This window comes from Rhodococcus sp. IEGM 1241, assembly GCF_033142365.1.
Taxonomy (GTDB): domain Bacteria; phylum Actinomycetota; class Actinomycetes; order Mycobacteriales; family Mycobacteriaceae; genus Rhodococcus_F; species Rhodococcus_F erythropolis.
In genome coordinates, this window is the sequence record NZ_JAWLSE010000024.1 from 1 (window position 1) to 18,462 (window position 18,462).

Sequence of the window (18,462 nt, forward strand, 5' to 3'; positions counted from 1 at the left end):
CAGAATCCTGTTCGTGTACAGATCATCATCCGGGAAGGTGCGTCCTCCCGGGATCCACAGGTTTCGATCATTCCTCCGCATGAAATGTTGATCTGCTCAAACCCGTTATGCGACATGCCGATCTACCGGAATGTCCTCGTGTGATCAGTCCTTCGACGATCGCGATCTTCCTTTTGGGGGCGCCACCGACTGATCGTCGAACAAGGCGCACACATCGCGAGTCAATGCGAGTTCAGCTTCGAGTGCAGCGATAGGGCGCGGGCCGATGCGAGCTCGTCGGACTCAACGCTCGGTACACCGCCGCGCACCTCCGCATCGATCAGGGCTTGGGCTTTCCACCGGAACAACGTCGCCGGCGATATGCCGGTTTCCGTAGCGATATCGGCGACTGTGTCACCACTTCGCAGACGGTGCGAGATCTGTCGCCGGACTGAGTTCGGATACGACTTGGGCACTGTGACCTCCTATGGACCGCTCTGCCTCATCTCTCATATAGATGGTTCACTTTGAGGGGCACGGATCATGCGGTCACTTGATGGGGGGTCATGTCACAGTTACCCGCCTCAGCCTTCCCGATTTCAGGCGCAGGGCGGGTGGTAGTCGAGGCCGGGCAAGACCTGATCCCACAACTGCGATGTGAGAATTCCCCGCGTCGCGTGGCAGACGCGGTGGGCAGCAGCATCAGCGTCGAGGGTGAGCGCGCGCATCGCACCACCCTCGCCTGCGGCCATGATTCTGCTCCCCGCCGGGTCGAACGCTACGCGCCACCGCACCGTTCCAGTTGGCACGATCGAGGTCCCCGTGCCGCGGATCCGTAAGCCATCGACGTCCCAGATTCGCACCGATTGGTCGTCGCTACCGCTAGCGAGGTGCTCTCCGTCAGCACTGAAGGCCACGGACCTTACAGTACTGGTATGCCCAGTTAAGACTTCCGGGTTGGCGTCGGTGTCATTGTCTGACCCGATGCTCCATATGCGGATCGATTGGTCGTCACTACCGCTGGCAAGGAGCTGGCCATCGGGACTGAACGCGACTGAGTTCACAGCGCCGGTATGCCCAACTAACGCGTTCCGTCGGGGGACGGGCATTGCAGGGTTCGACGCATCCCAGATGCGGACCGTGTTGTCGCTGCTCCCTACGGCGATGAGGTTACCTCCCGGGCTGAATGTGACGGAATTGATCCAGCCCGACGGGCCGGTCAGTGCGGCCCTTATGGGGTCGGGTCGGCTGGGATCGTCAACACGCCACAGCATCAACGACTGGTCGTCTGCGGCGGTCGCGAGTATGGAGCTATCGGGGCTGAAAGCTAGCTCGTGGGTATAGCGTGCGGAAATTGGTAGTACAGGACCCGCTGCCGCGGTTGCGCCTGAGGTAATGGTCCACAGTTGGACACCGGTGCTGCCGAGGCCCGCTGTCGCAAGAGTGGACCCGTCCGGTGAGAGAGCGAGGTTCTCGATCCCGAGTCCGTCAGGAGCGCGAAGCCGTTCCCGGATTGTCGGGGTCCGTCCTCCTGTGATATCCCAGAGTAGGACCGTACCGTCGAGTGATCCGGTGGCCATCACTTGTCCGCTGCGATCGATTGCCGGTGTGGCGACCCTGCGGCTGTGCCCAGCGAGTACCGCGCTAGGCAAACTCCAGACGCGAACGAGGCCGTCCTGACCACCGGTAATTACTTTCGTTCCGTTGTTCGTGAAAGTTGTCGTCGTCAGTCCACCGCTGCTCCCGACGAGCGGGCCGCCGAGCACAGTGGGATGGTCGGGATCGATCACAGACCAGACACGAGCGGTGCCGTCCCAACTCGCCGAGACCAGCGACTGCCCATCCGGACTGAAAGACACCGACCAGATTGCGGCAGTGTGGCCGATCAGCGGGGTCTGCCCCATCACCGGCGTATTCGGGTTATCCACCATCCAGATCCGTACGCTGTGATCGTCACTGCCCGTAGCCAGCATTCGGGAGTCCGGGCTAAATGCCACGGAGTGGACGGTGTCGGCGTGCACCCGTAGCGGCGGTCCCCACGGGATTACCGGTCCAGCGAGGTCTTCTACGTTCCACAGTATTGCGGTGTGGTCATCACTTCCCGTCGCGAGGGTACGGCCGTCCGGACTGAACGCGACGGTGCGGACTGGCGCCTCATGTCCGCGGAGAGGGGGGGTTCGTTGCGTCACGGCGGCCGAATTATCCACATCCCACAGGCGTGCCGTCGTATCGTCTCCGGCGGTGGCGATTGTGCGCCCATCAGGACTGAACGCGACCATGTAAATAGCGCCGGAATGGCCGACCACGGGGGAACCTAGTGGACTGGGACGGTCCGGATCTCGAACGTCCCACAGGCGCAGAGTTCCGTCACCCCCTCCACTTACGAGATAGTGCCCGTCCGGGCTGAAGGCGACACTGGTGACCCAGCTGGTGTGCCCGACCAGAGGACCACCTAATTGTTTGCCGCTGAGTGGATCCCATAGCCGAATCGTGCGGTCGTAACTGGCGGTGGCCACAATTCCGTTTCCCGCTACTGCGGTGTCGTAGATAGCTCCGGTATGTCCGGACATCGGGCTTGCCAGCGGAGCGTTTTGACTGGCAAGTACCATCGCGTGTGCGGCCGGGTCGAGAGGTCGCAACGCTGAGCCGGCAAGAGACACCTGAGCTGACAACGAGGGGTCGGAGTTCTGTGTGCGCCCGGCTTGTGCAAGCACCTCGGCGAACTGAGCGTCGTTTCGCTGAACGTCGGACGATACGCGTTGGGCATGACTGGTCAACGCCAGGACCATCGCTACCACCGTAAGGAGACTCAGCAAGCCGACCATGCACCGCTTCAGCAACAAGGCGGTACGGGCTTGACGGTGTCCGGCGTCGACGTACTCACGTGTTGTGGTCGCGAACTTAGCGGAGGGCTCCCTGGTCAATGCCAATGCAGACTCGAGCCGAAGCCCTCGATAGAGAAGCGACACTTCGCGATCGTTGCGGTTCCATTCGTCCGCATCCCGGTCCAGACGTTGACGTCGAACTGTATCCGCGCGATTGTCCTCCAACCATTCTGCGAACCGGGGCCAGGCTTCGAATACAGCCTCGTGGGTGAATTCGATTCCGGCGGAATCGCATGTCACAAGCCGACTGTCGATTAGTGCATCAAGGGCGGCTAGTCCGGCCTCGACGTCGGGGACGCTTTCCAGCAGTGTGTGTCGCGCAAGTCGGCGTCGTGTGTCGGGCCCGTCCTCGTTCACCGTGACCAGTCGCAGTAGCATTTGCCTGGCAGCGTGACGTTGGAGAGGAGTAAATGTCGACCATACTTCCTCAGCTGTACGTGCCAACGCCCCGTGGACACCACCAACAGATTCGTAGGCGGCAATCGTCATGGTCTGCGCAGAACGCGCATTCCACGTCTCTGTTAAGGCGTGCGCGAGCAGCGGAAGCGCGCCCCCATGTCCATATCCTGCGCCAGTTACGCCGTTGTGTACCCCGAGGTCGCGGATGATGACATCGACCAAGCCGGGTTCGACGTCGACGCCGACCAGCTTGGCCGGCCCGATCACTGCGGATGCTATTTCTTCGCGCGTCATCGCGCCCAGCACCATCTGATCTTGTTCCAGACGCCGGGCGAGTTCCGGAATCCTCAAGCATTGTTCATAAAAATCTGCGCGCACCGCAACAACAACTGCATCCACGGGGCTATCCTCAAACCTTCGGGCCTTTGCCAGTGTCACCAGTTGCTCGACGAATTGTTCCCTGACGACACCATGGTGGCATTGGGTGAACAGTTCCTCGAAACGGTCGATGATCACGATGACTCGCCCATCTGGTCGCGCCATCAACGCAGCATCCAACGCACCGAGGGGGTCTGCGCCAGGACTCAGCTGTACCGCTGACCGATTGGGGCTGAGGGCTGGTAGTAGGCCAGCATGCAAGAGCGACGACTTCCCAGTCCCCGAAGCGCCCACCAGAAATGTCAGTGCGACATCGTCTCCGCCGTCGAGTGCTTTGGACATCAGTGCCGCTGTAGCCTTGTCGCGGCCAAAGAACAATGTGCTGTCTCCCTGTCCGTATGCTGCCAAACCTATGTACGGGCAAGGGATTTCGGGTTTCCCTGGAGGTGCGAAGCGCCTTTGGTGAGACACGTCAGTTGTGACTACGTGATTGCTTCGCTGCGCACGCATCCATAGCTTTTGCCACTGTGATAGTGAGTACAGCCCCTCTACCGGGGGTTCGGGAACCCGTGCGCGTGCCGCAGCGACAAGAACATGCAAGGCCGCTGACAAACCCTCGAATCTGGCAGGTACGTTTCGGCCACCCCGCCAGTCGGAAAGCCGCTGCGCAGATACGTAGACAGTTCTGCGGGAAGCCCCGCTGACGATCGAGGCATTGGCGCGGTCAGCAACTCTCTTCAAAACCGGGTTTCCAGCCAGTTCATACAATAGTGCAAACCTGGCAGCGAACTCTGATCGCGCGTTCTCGTCAGCCCGTGAAGATCCCATGCCCACTCCATGCACTCGCTTGTTACCGATAAGTAGACATTACTGGGACTGTGAACCGTGCCGGGTTTCTTGCCGCTCCTATGCCGGCGACATCTCCGGCTGGAGAATCGATAGTTGAGAATAATAGACGGCTTCGAACTCGTCGGGAGTGACGTAGTCCAAGGTGCTGTGCGGACGGCGGGTATTGAACCAATCCACCCATTCCATCGCCCAAGAATTCGATGTCGTCGATCGTCTTGATCGCCCCTTGCGGAAACGGACTGCTCTTGGAAACTGCTTCTGTCTTGAACGGTCCGATTATCGACTCTGCAAGGGCGTTGTCGTAGGCGTCGCCGACGTTTCCAATTGAAGCCGCAATCCCTTCCAGCGCAAGCGTTTCTGTGAAGGCAATTGATGTGTATTTACTGTTGGCATCGCTGTGATGGATCAAGTCCATCGCCAATCTTATGACCGCCGTGATCGCGTCGCTACAACGCCATCTTCAATGCCGTAGTGACGATGATCATCTCCCGCACAATCCACGTCCTACCGGAACGGCACCGCGACTCGAAGGTGGAGTCGTACGGAAATTGGGTAAGAACCAGGTTTCGACCGTCGTTCACAACTCCTGAAATGAAAACGATGGAAAGCGATTGAGCACCCCCTCGTCTGGGTTGGTCGAGCGTCTTCGGGGCTTCGGCACCATCGGTCGCAGGCAGATATTACGACCAGGGCCATGCACTGCGTGTGACCAACAAAGACTGATCGTGTTGCGACGCCCCTAGAATCTGCCGCTCTGACGTATCCCCAATCGCCGCATCAGCAGACTGGCCGGGCACCATCCCACTGCCGAGTAGAACACGAGGTTTCCGCCGACGAACGCGGTCAGTGCTTGCCATCGGCGGTCGTGCAGACGGGCGAGCGCGAGGCTGGTGAGCACGACGGTGCCCGCGAGTGCGGGAACAGCGCGTTCGATGCTCAGACCGGCGGGTCCGTTGAGGGTGTCGTTGCATGACATGCGGAGAGCCTCGGTTCTGTGAGATGTTGCGGTTCGACTGGTATACCCCACGGGGTAGACGATAGACTACACTCAAGATACCCTAGGGGGTACGTGCTACCGTTCGGACACCGCTCCCGACCATGAAGGACACACAGTGAGTTCTACGGACGTTCGAACCGACGAGAGTTCTGCAGACAGCTCGCCGCCAGGGATCACTGGGGGGCCGTTGGCGCGCTTCGGTGCGCGCATGGCAGGCAATTTCAAGTGGGTGGTCACCGCGTGGCTGGTGGTCATCATCGGATTGGGAGCGTTTGCCCCGTCTGTGTTCGGATCTCTCGCCGGTGCCGGTTGGCAATCCAACGGATCGGAGTCGGTCCAGGTTCGCGAACTCGCACAGGAGCACTTCGGCGGGAACTCTTCTGCGGCGATACAGGTGGTCGTGCACTCGGACACCGAGCAGGTGACGGACCCCGCTGTCGCGGCTGTCATTTCCGAGGTCACCGACATTCTGGCTGCTGACTCGCGGATTTCCGAGGTGATCGCCCCGAAACCGGGGATGTCGATCAGTGCCGATGGGCACACCGGAATTCTCATCGGTGGAGCGAACGGGACGACCGACGAGATGGTCAAGGCCGTCGACGATCTCAAGGGCGACTTGACCGCAGCCTCCACGGACTCGATCGAGGTTTACCCGACCGGAGCATCGGCGCTGTGGAGTGACTTCAACAAGGCCAACCACGACGCGATGATCAAGGCCGAAATCATCTCCTGGCCGGTCACATTGGCGATCATGGTGCTCGCGTTCGGATCACTCGTCGCGGCAGGCCTGCCCTTGCTGTTGACACTGGCCGGTCTCGTCGCATCCGCGGGTGGCTTGGTTCTGCTGAACGAAATCACGCCGATCTCGGTGTGGGCGATGAACTTTGCGATGATGTTCGCCCTGGCGCTCGGTATCGACTACGCGCTTTTCCTCGTCGTGAGGTTCCGGGATGCGCTGCGTAAGACCATCGACACCGGTCGGATCGACCCGCAGCGTGCAGTGGCAGAAACGATGGACACGGCAGGCAAAGCCGTCCTGCTGTCCGGACTGACCGTGCTGATCAGCTTGTCTGCCGTGCTTCTGGTACCCGCACCTGCGGTGCGCACGATGGCCGTGGGCATCATGCTCGCGGTGGTGTTCGTTCTCGCTGCCACCCTCACGCTGCTCCCCGCAGTTCTGGGCAAGCTCGGACCGAAGGTCAATGCCGGCTCCCTCCCGTACGCGAAGCGGCAGGTGCATCGCTCGCCGAAATTCGCGTCCTGGGGTCAATTGCTGCACAAGCATCCGTGGCCGTTCGCCATCGGCTCCCTGTTGATTCTGGTGGCGCTGTCGATTCCGGCACTGGGCCTGAAGGTCGCCATGCCGTCCATTTCGGTTGTGCCCGAGGACGCTCCGGTCCGGCAGGGCTACGAATTGGTTCAGGCACAGATGGGTGAAGGCGCACCAGGAATGCTGCAGATCATCGCCCCCACGTCGGAGGCAGAGCAGACCGCACAGATCGCAGCGAGCGTGAACGGCGTATCGATGGTGACGCCGCCCATGCCCGCCATGGACGGATCCGACTTCGTCATGCTGCAGGCCATCCCGAACGTGGATCCGTCGGACCCCGCACTCGAGACCACACTCGACGCCTTGCGTGCCGAGCTGCCCGAGGGCGCGATCGTGGGCGGTGCGCCCGCGGAGAACCTGGACCTGCAGACAGCGTTGAACGAGTATCTGCCGATCGTGGTGTCGGTGATCCTCGTGCTCGGATTCCTGTTGCTGCTGATCGCGCTGCAGGCACCGCTGATCGCCCTGCTGGGGACCGTGGTCAGCCTGCTGTCCACCGGAGCGGCATTCGGTGTGGCGAAGCTGATCTTCCAAGACGGTCACGGCTCGTCGCTGCTCGGATTCACGCCGCAGGGATTCCTGAACGGCTGGGGCCCGGTGTTCTTCTTCGCGATGATTTTCGCAATTGCGATGGATTACACGGTGTTTCTGCTGTCGAGCGTCAAGGAACACTACGAGAACACCGGTGATCCGCACGGTTCTCAGGTCGACGGAATGGCGCATTCGGGACGGGTGATCTTCGCGGCGGCAGCGGTGATGATCGCGGTGTTCTTCTCGTTCGCGCTCGCCGAACCACTGCCACCCAAGGAGATGGGAATCATTCTGGGTGTCGCCGTATTGCTGGACGCGATTCTCATCCGCTTGGTTCTGCTGCCGGTGTTGTTGCGCTTGACCGGCCACGCCGCGTGGTGGTCACCCGCATGGCTACGAGCGGTGTTGCCCAAGATCGGCTTCTCACACAGCTGAGTGTCACCGATCTCGAGCAACACAGTGGTGGCCGAGGCCGTCCGGCTTCGGCCACCATGACCGCTCTTACCCCTAGGGGTAAACTGGAGTTTCATCGAACGAAGGACTGAACGACATGACCGGTGACACCGAAAGCATCGCGTTGGTATTGAACCGTCTGCGGCGTGCGCAGGGTCAGCTTGCAGGAGTGATCGCCATGATCGAGAGCGGTCGTGACTGCAAGGATGTCGTCACCCAGCTGGCCGCGGTATCGAAGGCCCTCGACCGGGCAGGCTTCAAGATCGTCGCCACCGGGCTCCGTGAGTGCATCACCGGAGCGGAGACGGGCGAGAAGATGAGCGAAGCGGAGCTCGAGAAGCTGTTTCTCGCCCTCGCCTGAGGTCCGCGACGGTGCGCCGACCTCGCGTCAGCAGTGTGAGGGTGCTCCGAGGGGCCCGTGTGGATGGGTGAAAACCGCACGGGCCCACAACGCTGTGGACAACAGCGCCGCCGCACATCCCAAGTACATTCCGATGGAGGGGCCCGCGAACTCGGCATCGGGCGTCAGCGATTGCCTCGACCAGATTGCCAGTACGGCGAAGACCGTGGTTACTCCGTTCCCAGCCAACGCCAAACCTGCCCATCGGAACCGCCGAAGTGAGCGAGCGGCTGCGGCCACCGTGACCGTGAACGTGGCGCTGAAGACGACGAACAGAGTGGGTAGAACTCCCGCGGACTCCGCTTCGGCGCGTGATGTACGGAGCAAGACGTCATATCCATGCGCCGAACCGGTGTGGGGTAGCGCGAACCCCAGGATTGCGGTCGCTATCGCGGCGATGAGAATCGGCATGCTTCTGCCGAACTCGACCTCGGGCAGCACCCGTCGCTCTATGGCGTCGAACACCGAGCGGTACGTGCTCAGCTCGCCGTCGACGCCGTGACTCCTCGGCTTTCGGCAGCTCACGCCCGGCCGGTGAGGATGGCGTTCCAATACAACGCCGGCAGGCCGCGCCTCTTCAGGAACCACATGTCGCGGCGTTCGTGGGTGGTGTCGATGAACGGAATCGAGGGTGCGGGCTGCATCGTGTAGTCGAATTCGGCCAGAAGCATCGTGTTCCGAGAGGTCGTCAAGGGGCAGGAGGCATAGCCACCGTACTGCGCGGTCAGCGGGCGGCCGGCGATGCTCGCCTGCAGGTTCTCGGCGACGACGGGTGCCTGCTTGCGAATTGCGGCACCGGTCTTGGAGTTCGGCGAGGATCCGGCATCACCGAGTGCGAAGATGTTGTCGAATCGACTGTGCCGCAGAGTGTTCTTGTCGATCTGTACATATCCGGCTGGATTGTCGGGGTCCGCTATGGGGCTGGCCTTGATCCAGTCCGGTGCAGATTGCCGCGGTACGACGTGGAGGAGATCGTAGGGTAGCTCTTCGCTCACTCCTGCAGCATTGTCGGTGATCGTCACCGATCGGCCGTCAGGATCGACGGCGGTGACCTCACTGTTCTTACGCACCTCGATGCCGTAGCGCGCTACCACCCGCTCGAGCTCCTCGGCGAAGACCGGCACTCCGAACATTCCGGGTGTGGGCAGGACGAGGACAACTCGGATGGCGTCGAGCACGCCCTGCTCGCGCCAGTAGTCGGCTGCGAGGTACGCGATCTTCTGTGGGGCACCCGCGCATTTGATGGGGCCGGACGGCATCGTGAACACTGCGGTGCCCGAACGCATCTTCTGGATCATCTGCCACGTCTTGGGTGCGAGATCGTAGCGATAGTTGCTCGAGACCTGCGGGGTGTCGATCGATTCGGTCATTCCGGGCACGGAGTCCCAGTCGAGCTGAATACCGGGACACACCACCAGGTGGTCGTAGTGGACGGTGGTTCCAGAGGAGGTGCTGACCGTCTGGGCCTCGGGGTCGACCCCCTCGGCTCGATCCTTGATCCAGCCGACGCCCTGCGGCATCACCGACGCCTCGCTGCGCGCACTTTCCGCGGCCGGGGCCCGGCCACCACCGACGAGAGTCCACAGCGGTTGGTAGTAGTGGGTCCCTGCCGGCTCGATGACGCCGATGTCGGTCATTCCTGCTCGCCGTAGACGTGCTGCAAGCGAAAGACCGGCGTTGCCTCCGCCGATGATCGCAACTTTGTGGTCGATGGTGTGCGCGGACATGTCGTCCTCCTGTTCGTGACACGAGCTCGGTAGGCGCGGTCTCGATTCGGTTGGTGCGGGATGGGTCAGCTCGACGTCGGTGTGGGCGCGTGCCGTGAGGTCATGACGAAGGTGTGGTCATTCCGGCTGGCGTACTGCGCATACAGCAGTCGTGCTGGAAGTTCGTTCCGGCGTTCGAGCAGCTGGTGTGCAAATGCAAGTGCGGAAGTGCAAGGCACCCTCGCCTTGATTGATCGTACGGATGTACGTACATTAGGGCTAAGGCTAGTCGCCGAGTACCACGAACGCCACACTCAAGGCGGATGAACTTTCCTCTCCCGCCCCGAGTCGACGAATGTCAGACGGCCCGAGGAGGACGTGATGGTCGACGATCGCTGCAGTGTCGCCGTGAGTCCGCTGCGCCTCGCTGGATCGGCCGGGTGCGATGCCCCTGGGTGTCCGTTGGTATGCCGACCTGCTGCACGTTCACCCGCGAGATCAGGCCCGTGCGCCATGGCGCACAGAACCTCCTGAAAATACCCCACTGGGTACCATGGATTGTTGACACCTGCACGACCGCCGCCACGATCGACAAGGAGATTTCGATGCTTCTCGAACGCATCTACGACGAAGACCTCGCCCAAGCCGGATACTTCATCGGCTGTCAGACCAAGGGAGAGGCAGTGGTGGTCGACGCCCGCCGCGACATCGGTGTGTACCTGGACCTGGCCGATCGGCATGGCATGACCATCACCGCCGTGACCGAGACCCACATCCATGCCGACTACCTGTCCGGCACCCGCGAGTTGGCCAAGGCCACCGGCGCGACCACCTACGTCTCAGGAGAGGGCGGCGACGACTGGCAGTACGGCTTCGAAGCCGAACGCCTCCACGATGGCGACACGCTGACTCTGGGCAACATCACCGTGCAAGCCGTTCACACGCCCGGCCATACCCCGGAGCACCTCTCGTTCCTGGTAACCGACGGTGCCTTCGCCGACGCTCCGGGATACATGTTGACGGGCGACTTCGTCTTTGCCGGCGATCTCGGCCGGCCGGACCTACTCGACGAGGCCGCCGACGGTGTCGACACCCGTTTCGAGGGTGCCAAACAGATCTTCCGCAGTCTGAAGCGATCGTTCGTCACGCAGCCGGATCATATCCAGGTCTTTCCGGGTCACGGTTCGGGCAGCGCCTGCGGAAAAGCTCTCGGCGCGCTCCCGTCGACCAGCGTCGGCTACGAACGCCGTTTCGCTTGGTGGGCCGGGTACGTCGAGCGCGACGACGAGCAGGGCTTCGTCGATGAGATGCTCGACGGCCAACCGGACGCACACGCCTACTTCGGCCGGATGAAGCGTCAGAACAAGCAGGGCCCGGTCGTTCTCGGGCCACTCTCTCCACTGCACGAGTACGACTCCGCAGAATTGGCACGCGCCCTGGATTCCGACGAGGTCGTCCTCCTCGACACCCGCGGCCAAGATGAGGTGCACGTCGGCACTGTCCCCGGAGCGCTCAACATCCCCGGCCTCAGCAAGGCAGCCTCGTTCGGTGCCTGGGTCTACGACCCCGAGCGAGAGGACACTCCACTGGTGGTGCTCGCCGAGGACTGTAATGCCGCCGACGAGCTACGTGATCACCTGCTGCGGGTCGGCATCGATACGGTGACCGGGTACGTCACAAGTCTACGAGGCCTCCCCATGACGACGCCCGAGACGATCGGGGCGGACGAGCTGGATTCGTTCGACCCGGCAATGGTGCTGGACGTGCGCAACAAGACCGAACACGCCGACGGCCACATACCTGGCTCCGAACAGCTCAGCGGCGGCCGATTGTTGTGGAACCTCGACGGACTACCCACGGGCGGTCCGATCGTGACCTATTGCCAGAGCGGCGTCCGCAACGCGGTCGCAGCCAGCGCACTGCGTCGCGCCGGCTACCATGTCGTCGAACTTGAGGGCAGCTACGCCGCCTGGGCCGAGCACAACCTCGAAACAGTCTGACCGGACACACCCCGAACAGGGGGCCCGTCGTACCGTCCGCCCCCGGTTCGCTGCTTAGCTTGTCTATAAGGCTCGTCGAGCCACCGATGGCGGAGCGGACCCCAGGCGACAATCCCGATCCGGTACCGACTCGGAAGTAACGTGATGCTGCGTCGCTACGCCGACATATTCACCAGGTTCGACGCGATCTCCAACAGGGCCTCCTTCGTGCTCGGCGCGTCGACACCGCGGATGGGTGAAACCTGTGTGGCAGCGGGTAGTTCAGCGGTCGGCATACGAGCGGAATGGGACTGGGCGCGCGTGAGTTCGCGGCGAGAATTTTCTCGATGCGATCGGTGTCTCGTTTACGGGTCTGCGAGGCCGGCGGCTGTTCCGTCGTGGACGGAAGGAGTTGCGGTCCCCGAGGTCCTCGATGGAGATCACTTCGGACGTGTACTGAGCATCACTCCCTGATCGCCCGTACGGATGTACGTACATTTGTTGTACAGTAACCCACGAGCGTCAGCATGTGGCGACTCAACCCACGAGTGTCAGCATGTGGCGACTCGAATTCGGATTCCGACACACAGATCGACAGGAGAGCCTCTGATGGTCGACGACGATCGCAGTGCCGCGCTCGACCGCTCCAGTGCGATGCCGCTGTGGGCGCAACTGCATGCCGATCTGGTCCGCAGGATCGGCGACGACGAATTCGCCGGCTCCGAGTTCCCGGGCGAGCATGCGTTGACCACGAGTTACGGCGTGAGTCGTCACACCACCCGCGAGGCTCTGCGGCGCTTACGGAACGAAGGAATCTTGATTGCGGAGCGTGGCCGGCCTTCTCGGCTGGCGGCTCCGCCGGTGATCGAGCAACCTCTCGGTGCGCTCTACAGTCTCTTCGCTGCCGTGGAAGCCACGGGTGTTGCCCAGCACAGCGTGGTGCGTGCACTCGAACTACGCACCGACCCCGCGGTCGCTGCCACTCTGCAGGTCGGCCCCAAGGCCCCACTGCTCTACCTGGAGCGCATCCGTATGGCAGGGACGATGCCGTTGGCGCTTGACTATGCCTGGTTGCCAGGAGATCTGGCACACGACCTCCTGGACGCAGACTTCACTCATACAGCTCTGTACATCGAGCTCGAGCAACGCTGCGGCATCCGCCTCACCGGTGGCCGCGAGGACGTCACTGCCGTCGTCCCGGATCCAGAGGATGCGGCAGCACTCGAACTCGATGCGAAGACCGCCGCGCTGTCGATCCGCCGTTTGGGTTTCATGAACTCCCGGCCGGTGGAGTTACGGCACACAGTGATTCGAGGAGATCGGTTCACCGTGTCGGCCACGTTCTCATCGAGCGAGGGCTATCGCTTCGTGCCGGCCATGCCGCTGCACGCCCTGTAAGCACCCACCGATCCAAGGAGCGTTCTTCATGACTGGAGCACTACCGGCAGCCGATCCAGCTGCCGCACACGCACTGATCGCCGAATCCGGAGCCATCCTGATCGATGTCCGCGAGGACGACGAATGGGCTGCCGGACATGCCCCCGCTGCCGTACACGTCCCCCTCGGATCGCTCGACCCCTCCGATTACACCCCGGACCAGCCTCTGGTGGTCGTCTGCCGTTCCGGAGCCCGGTCGAGCAAAGCCGCGGCGGTACTCGGTGCGGCGGGACGCACGGCCCACAACCTGACCGGCGGAATGAAAGCGTGGCACCAAGACGGCCGCCCCGTGGTCCGTGATGACGGCACCCCCGGCACAGTGATCTGACATGGTCGCCACCCTCGCGATCGCAGTCGCCGCCGGGATACTCATCGGGCTCTCCCTCGGCGCACTCGGTGGTGGGGGATCGATACTGACTGTTCCTGCACTGGTGTATCTCCTGGCGGTCGAACCGCAATCGGCAACGAGCGCCTCGCTGATCATCGTCGGCATCACCTCGATCATCGCGGCCATCAGCCATGCGCGAGCACGTCACGTGCGGTGGCGGGCAGCCGGAGTGTTCGGAATCCTGGGCTCGGTGACCGCTTTCGGTGGATCGATCCTCAATCGGTCGGTCGACCCGCAGATCTTGCTGCTCGCGTTCGCTGCACTGATGATCGTCGCAGCCGGCGCGATGCTGCGCCGTACACGGCGCGGACACGATGCCGACGTACCGACGCCGAACCCGGCCGAGACCGAGGAGATGCACCCTAGCGCCGTCGCGGTCACCACCAAGCCCGCGAAAGTGAAGATCAACACTTCACAGGTGGTCAAGCTGGTCACCTCCGCGCTCGTCGTCGGCTTCCTTACCGGTTTTCTGGGAGTGGGCGGCGGATTCCTCATCGTCCCTGCCCTGGTTCTGGCACTGGGTTATACGATGCCCGTCGCTGTCGGAACATCGCTGGTGATCATTTCCATCACCAGCGCAGGCGCCTTCACCGAACGCCTCGGCACGGGTGCCGCAATCCCGTGGGAGATCGTCGTTCCGTTCACTCTCGCGGCAATCGCAGGCTCGTTCGCAGGAAAAATCATCACCGACAAAGTCTCTGTCACCACACTCACCCGTAGCTTCGCAGCCCTGCTACTCGTCGTGGCCGTCTACGTCACTGTCCAATCCGCCATGGCCCTGTGATGCACGCCGGCGTCGCCCACCGAGCCCCTTTCTACGCACGCAGTTGCGGGCGCACCCCACACCTGGATCGAGGAGATCGTCGATGACCGCACTGATTCCCCGCCGAGAAGCAGCCAGGCCGTATCCGGCGCGTAGTGAACCCAAGGGCTCGACACTGTTCCAGTTGGTGACCACCACCGATCATAAAACGATCGGCAAGATGTATTTGGTCACCTCGTTCGGTCTGTTTCTCATCGGCGGTCTGATGGCGTTATTGATGCGCGCTGAATTGGCGGTGCCGGGGCTGCAGTTTCTTTCCAACGAGCAGTACAACCAACTCTTCACCATGCACGGTACGATCATGCTGTTGCTCTACGCGGTACCGGTGGCCTACGGTTTCGCGAACTACATTCTTCCGCTGCAGATCGGCGCACCCGATGTCGCATTCCCGCGGCTCAACGCGTTCGCGTACTGGTTGTATGTGTTCGGGTCGTTGATCGTGCTCGCCGGGTTCATCACCCCGGGAGGCGCGGCGGACTTCGGGTGGACCGCTTACACCCCACTGACGAGTGCACTGCATTCACCCGGTGTCGGTGCCGACCTGTGGGTACTGGGCCTGATTCTTTCCGGGCTCGGCACCATCTTGGGTGCGGTCAATTTCGTCACCACCGTCGTCTGTCTACGGGCACCGGGGATGACGATGTTCCGGATGCCGATCTTCACCTGGAACATTCTTGTGACCTCACTCCTGGTGCTCCTGGCGTTTCCGACCTTCGCCGCTGCACTGGCCGGTCTGGCATTCGATCGCCACTTCGGCGGTCACGTGTTCGATCCCGCGACCGGGGGAGCGATGCTCTGGCAGCACCTGTTCTGGTTCTTCGGACACCCCGAGGTCTACATCGTGGCGCTGCCCTTCTTCGGGATAGTCTCCGAGATCTTCCCCGTCTTCAGTCGCAAACCCATCTTTGGTTACAAGGGATTGATCTTCGCCACTCTCGGCATCGCTGCCCTCTCTATCACCGTATGGGCGCATCACATGTACGCCACCGGCGCAGTGTTGCTGCCGTTCTTCTCGTTCATGTCCTTTCTGATCGCGATACCGACCGGGGTAAAATTGTTCAACTGGGTCGGCACCATGTGGCGAGGGCAGGTTACCTTGGAGACGCCGATGCTCTTCAGCGTCGGATTTCTGATCACCTTCCTCTTCGGCGGCCTGACCGGGGTACTGCTCGCTAGCCCTCCGATCGACTTCCATGTCACCGACACTTACTTCGTCGTCGCGCACTTCCACTACGTGCTGTTCGGCACCATTGTCTTCGCCACCTATGCCGGGGTGTACTTCTGGTTCCCGAAAATCACCGGCCGCATGCTCGACGAACGCCTCGGCAAGTGGCATTTCTGGACGACCTTCATCGGGTTCCACATGACGTTCCTGGTTCAGCACTGGCTCGGCAGTGAAGGGATGCCGCGCCGCTACGCCGACTACCTACCCTCGGACGGCTTCACCACTCTGAACTCAATCTCTTCCATCGGAGCGTTCATCCTCGGAGCATCGACGTTGCCGTTCGTGTGGAACGTCTTCAAGTCCTACCGCTACGGCGAGCTCGCTATCGTCGACGACCCCTGGGGATGCGGCAATTCCCTCGAATGGGCCACCACCTGTCCACCGCCGCGCCACAACTTCACCGAGCTCCCCCGGATCCGTTCCGAGCGGCCGGCATTCGAGCTGCATTACCCGCACATGGTCGACCGGATGCGCACCGAGGCGCACGTGGGCTTGATGGGCCACACGGCCGGAGTCCGGGCCCCCTCCGAAGTCGTGGCCGACGGTATCGAACACGACACCGCCAGCGAGAGCGACACCCGGTGACGAGAGATCGTTGCGGCCATCGAGTGGGCGCGAATGTGCTGCTGCCGGGCCGAGGGTCGTACGCCATTGCCTGCGTCATGGGGTTCTACGTGCTCGCGCTGATCGTGGTGTTCACCTGCCTCGTTCCGCGTCTGTCGGCACGTTCTGAGACAGTTGTGACCGCCGCTGTGGTGGTGGTGTTCGCGGTGCTTCTCCTGCTCGCGATGATGTTCGCAGCGCGCACACCACGACGGGCGGCATCGGCACCGATCGGCGTCGTCGAAGGGTGGGCAGTGGTCCTGGACGTCGACATCGGTTCGGGGAGCGTGGCGCTGAAAGTGACTGTTCCAGGATCGGGAACATATCGGTCCGAAGTCCACGTATCACGTTCGATGGCAGTTCAACTCGTGGTCGGCAGCATCATCTCGGTCTGGGTCGACCCCGACCGTCGTCAGAGGATGACCCTGGTCGGCAGTGCACCTCCGCCCGCCGAGGCACCTGAGCAGTGGCGGCACTGACGAGCCCGATCGAGGCCAACTGCGCGACGACACGAGAGAGGCTTCGGCACGCAACGATGCCGACCGATATACCGCTACGACACCGTCGTTCGGTGTTCGGGCCACGAACCACCGATGACCGCTCCGAGTCTGGACGCGCGCCATCGCTTCTCTCGGGACGAGGTCCTTGGAATGCCCGTGTTGGTGGTGTGATGCCGACACTCATCTGCACGATCCGACAGGTTTCGACGTAGTCCGGTCTACGTCGACACAGGCTCGCTCGGTGTGCGAAATGCCTTCGACGCGACCACGTCGCAACGGTGGACGACACCACCGGATGCCTTCTCAAAACCGAACCTGACCGCCGGCATCCGGTGCGTCCGCGAGCCCGTGCAATCTGGGGCAGGTGGAGATCGCGTACTGCCTCTACTTCTTGGAGAACATGCGAGAGAACAATCCGGTCGATTTCGGATCGGCCTCGTGCCCATTGCATCGAGCGGACGCGGGAACGCCCCGCATCACTTGCTGAACGTGTTGGCCGCAACCCGCCCAGGTGGTCTTTCCGCACTTCTTGCACGTGACAGCTCTGCACATGGCATCTCCTCAAGTTCTTCGACTATGAAGGCAACTATACCCGTAGGGGTATAAAGTCAGGTGGCCGGGCCGAGGCGGCCGGATGGCCACCGCGTGCTACCGGTTGGTGTTGCCCAATGTGTCGACGGCACGGACGAAGTCCGGCGGCATCGCAGAACTCCACGGGCGCTGCCCGAGTGCAGTTTTGATTCCCACCAGTGCCCCAGCTATCGGTGGGCAGCGGGGGCACTGTCTGAGGTGTTCGTCGATCCGCGTCGATGTTTCGACATCGAGGTGACCGTCGAGATAGGCCGACGCGTGGACCAGGGTTTTTCGGCACAATTCGGAATCGACACTCTCGCTCGCGGATACGGCGGGGAGTGCTCGCAGCAGTCTAATCCGCGCGCGATGAATCCGCTTGTAGACCGATGCGACGGTGAGCTCGCAAACCGTGCTGATCCGAGGTGCGGTCCATCCTTCACCGTCGTGGAGCGCAAGAACCATTCGATCCTCGACGGACAAGGTCGCCAGAGCGGCACGCACCGTCTGCTCGTCGGCCAGCGACTCGGCGAGAACCTCGGGATGATCGAGACGGCTGACCGGCAAGTCGATATCGTCGATGCCCGATGGCACGGTGCGCGCCGAATCCGCGCGCGCTGCCAGATCCCGGGCGCGATTGATCGCGATTCGGTAGAGCCAGGTCGACAGAGCGGACTCCGCCCTGAAACTGCGCCTGCCACGCCACGCACGTTCGAGCACATCCTGCACGAGGTCGTCCGCGTCGGCTGGTGAGCGGGTCATACCCCCCCGCGATTCTGCGGAGAACCGGGGTCTGAACCGACAGTTCGACAGCGAAGTCCTCGTCGCCGAGAGCATCGGAACCACCATCGCGGGCGCTCGCCTGTTCGCCGACCTGTCCAGATCGGCGAGGTCGTCCGTCCAACAGTGAAAGACCGTCTACAGGACAGGACCGATCATGTCGTTCGTCGATTGGAGGAATGATCGAAACCTGTGGATCCCGGGAGGACGCACCTTCCCGGATGATGATCTGTACACGAACAGGATTCTG

At 62.2% G+C, this 18,462-nt stretch carries 15 protein-coding genes and 1 pseudogene; 8 read left to right on the top strand and 8 right to left on the bottom strand.

The genetic code is table 11. The features are described from left to right. Positions 1-221: 221 nt before the first annotated feature. The 5 genes and pseudogenes from R4P70_RS31475 to R4P70_RS31495 form a co-directional block, all read right to left on the bottom strand. A complete protein-coding gene (locus R4P70_RS31475) occupies positions 222-455 on the bottom strand; it encodes a transposase (protein WP_021334551.1) in 234 nt (77 codons plus the stop codon). A gap of 123 nt (positions 456-578) precedes the next feature. After that, entirely contained in the window at positions 579-4,469 is a 3,891-nt protein-coding gene (locus R4P70_RS31480) for a WD40 repeat domain-containing protein (protein WP_030537990.1), read from the bottom strand. Between the two features lie 78 nt (positions 4,470-4,547). Then, positions 4,548-4,676, bottom strand: a complete 129-nt coding sequence (locus tag R4P70_RS32795; RefSeq protein ID WP_021334548.1) for an integrase core domain-containing protein — start codon at positions 4,674-4,676, stop codon at positions 4,548-4,550. A 63-nt stretch (positions 4,677-4,739) separates the two neighbouring features. Continuing rightward, positions 4,740-4,899 (bottom strand): annotated as a pseudogene (locus R4P70_RS32800) (IS3 family transposase); the annotation flags it as partial. Between the two features lie 330 nt (positions 4,900-5,229). Then, entirely contained in the window at positions 5,230-5,466 is a 237-nt protein-coding gene (locus tag R4P70_RS31495; RefSeq protein ID WP_011331582.1) for a DUF2892 domain-containing protein, read from the bottom strand. Between the two features lie 136 nt (positions 5,467-5,602). Here R4P70_RS31495 and R4P70_RS31500 point away from each other — a divergent pair, with 136 nt between their 5' ends. Together R4P70_RS31500 and R4P70_RS31505 are read left to right on the top strand one after the other, a co-directional pair. Next, a complete protein-coding gene (locus R4P70_RS31500) occupies positions 5,603-7,783 on the top strand; it encodes an MMPL family transporter (protein ID WP_011331581.1) in 2,181 nt (726 codons plus the stop codon). A gap of 115 nt (positions 7,784-7,898) precedes the next feature. Further along, positions 7,899-8,162, top strand: a complete 264-nt coding sequence (locus R4P70_RS31505) for a metal-sensitive transcriptional regulator (RefSeq protein ID WP_011331580.1) — start codon at positions 7,899-7,901, stop codon at positions 8,160-8,162. 27 nt (positions 8,163-8,189) lie between these two features. Here the strand turns inward: R4P70_RS31505 and R4P70_RS31510 are convergent, their stop codons facing one another. After that, positions 8,190-8,726, bottom strand: a complete 537-nt coding sequence (locus tag R4P70_RS31510; protein WP_011331579.1) for a hypothetical protein — start codon at positions 8,724-8,726, stop codon at positions 8,190-8,192. Then, complete coding sequence (locus R4P70_RS31515) at positions 8,723-9,928, bottom strand: FAD/NAD(P)-binding oxidoreductase (RefSeq protein WP_021334544.1); 1,206 nt, start codon at positions 9,926-9,928, stop codon at positions 8,723-8,725. Before R4P70_RS31515 ends, R4P70_RS31510 begins: the two co-directional genes overlap by 4 nt. A gap of 584 nt (positions 9,929-10,512) precedes the next feature. On the opposite strand from R4P70_RS31515, the gene R4P70_RS31520 reads away from it, so the two are divergent. The 6 genes from R4P70_RS31520 (at position 10,513) to R4P70_RS31545 (ending at position 16,841) form a co-directional block, all read left to right on the top strand. After that, complete coding sequence (locus tag R4P70_RS31520) at positions 10,513-11,907, top strand: MBL fold metallo-hydrolase (RefSeq protein WP_030537988.1); 1,395 nt, start codon at positions 10,513-10,515, stop codon at positions 11,905-11,907. 588 nt (positions 11,908-12,495) lie between these two features. Beyond that, the gene (locus R4P70_RS31525) at positions 12,496-13,284 is read left to right on the top strand and encodes a GntR family transcriptional regulator (RefSeq protein WP_011331576.1); all 789 of its coding nucleotides are present in this window, start codon (positions 12,496-12,498) and stop codon (positions 13,282-13,284) included. Positions 13,285-13,312: 28 nt separating this feature from the next. Continuing rightward, complete coding sequence (locus tag R4P70_RS31530) at positions 13,313-13,651, top strand: rhodanese-like domain-containing protein (RefSeq protein WP_011331575.1); 339 nt, start codon at positions 13,313-13,315, stop codon at positions 13,649-13,651. A 1-nt stretch (position 13,652) separates the two neighbouring features. Next, entirely contained in the window at positions 13,653-14,495 is an 843-nt protein-coding gene (locus R4P70_RS31535; RefSeq protein ID WP_011331574.1) for a sulfite exporter TauE/SafE family protein, read from the top strand. An 82-nt stretch (positions 14,496-14,577) separates the two neighbouring features. After that, positions 14,578-16,344, top strand: coding sequence for a cytochrome c oxidase subunit I (gene ctaD, locus R4P70_RS31540; protein WP_011331573.1), 1,767 nt, complete (start codon positions 14,578-14,580; stop codon positions 16,342-16,344). Then, positions 16,341-16,841, top strand: coding sequence for a hypothetical protein (locus R4P70_RS31545; protein WP_134771772.1), 501 nt, complete (start codon positions 16,341-16,343; stop codon positions 16,839-16,841). Before ctaD ends, R4P70_RS31545 begins: the two co-directional genes overlap by 4 nt. Positions 16,842-17,510: 669 nt before the next feature. Here R4P70_RS31545 and R4P70_RS31550 read toward each other — a convergent pair. Continuing rightward, a complete protein-coding gene (locus tag R4P70_RS31550) occupies positions 17,511-18,194 on the bottom strand; it encodes a sigma-70 family RNA polymerase sigma factor (protein WP_021334540.1) in 684 nt (227 codons plus the stop codon). Positions 18,195-18,462: the final 268 nt, after the last annotated feature.

What these genes read in the sequence shown, in the direction of transcription:
- R4P70_RS31480 (WP_030537990.1), bottom strand. Translation starts at nt 4,469, where the DNA reads ATGGGATCTTCACGGGCTGACGAGAACGCGCGATCAGAGTTCGCTGCC.
- R4P70_RS32795 (WP_021334548.1), bottom strand. Translation starts at nt 4,676, where the DNA reads ATGGAATGGGTGGATTGGTTCAATACCCGCCGTCCGCACAGCACCTTG.
- R4P70_RS31495 (WP_011331582.1), bottom strand. Translation starts at nt 5,466, where the DNA reads ATGTCATGCAACGACACCCTCAACGGACCCGCCGGTCTGAGCATCGAA.
- R4P70_RS31505 (WP_011331580.1), top strand. Translation starts at nt 7,899, where the DNA reads ATGACCGGTGACACCGAAAGCATCGCGTTGGTATTGAACCGTCTGCGG.
- R4P70_RS31515 (WP_021334544.1), bottom strand. Translation starts at nt 9,928, where the DNA reads ATGTCCGCGCACACCATCGACCACAAAGTTGCGATCATCGGCGGAGGC.
- R4P70_RS31520 (WP_030537988.1), top strand. Translation starts at nt 10,513, where the DNA reads ATGCTTCTCGAACGCATCTACGACGAAGACCTCGCCCAAGCCGGATAC.
- R4P70_RS31525 (WP_011331576.1), top strand. Translation starts at nt 12,496, where the DNA reads ATGGTCGACGACGATCGCAGTGCCGCGCTCGACCGCTCCAGTGCGATG.
- R4P70_RS31530 (WP_011331575.1), top strand. Translation starts at nt 13,313, where the DNA reads ATGACTGGAGCACTACCGGCAGCCGATCCAGCTGCCGCACACGCACTG.
- R4P70_RS31535 (WP_011331574.1), top strand. Translation starts at nt 13,653, where the DNA reads ATGGTCGCCACCCTCGCGATCGCAGTCGCCGCCGGGATACTCATCGGG.
- ctaD (WP_011331573.1), top strand. Translation starts at nt 14,578, where the DNA reads ATGACCGCACTGATTCCCCGCCGAGAAGCAGCCAGGCCGTATCCGGCG.
- R4P70_RS31550 (WP_021334540.1), bottom strand. Translation starts at nt 18,194, where the DNA reads ATGACCCGCTCACCAGCCGACGCGGACGACCTCGTGCAGGATGTGCTC.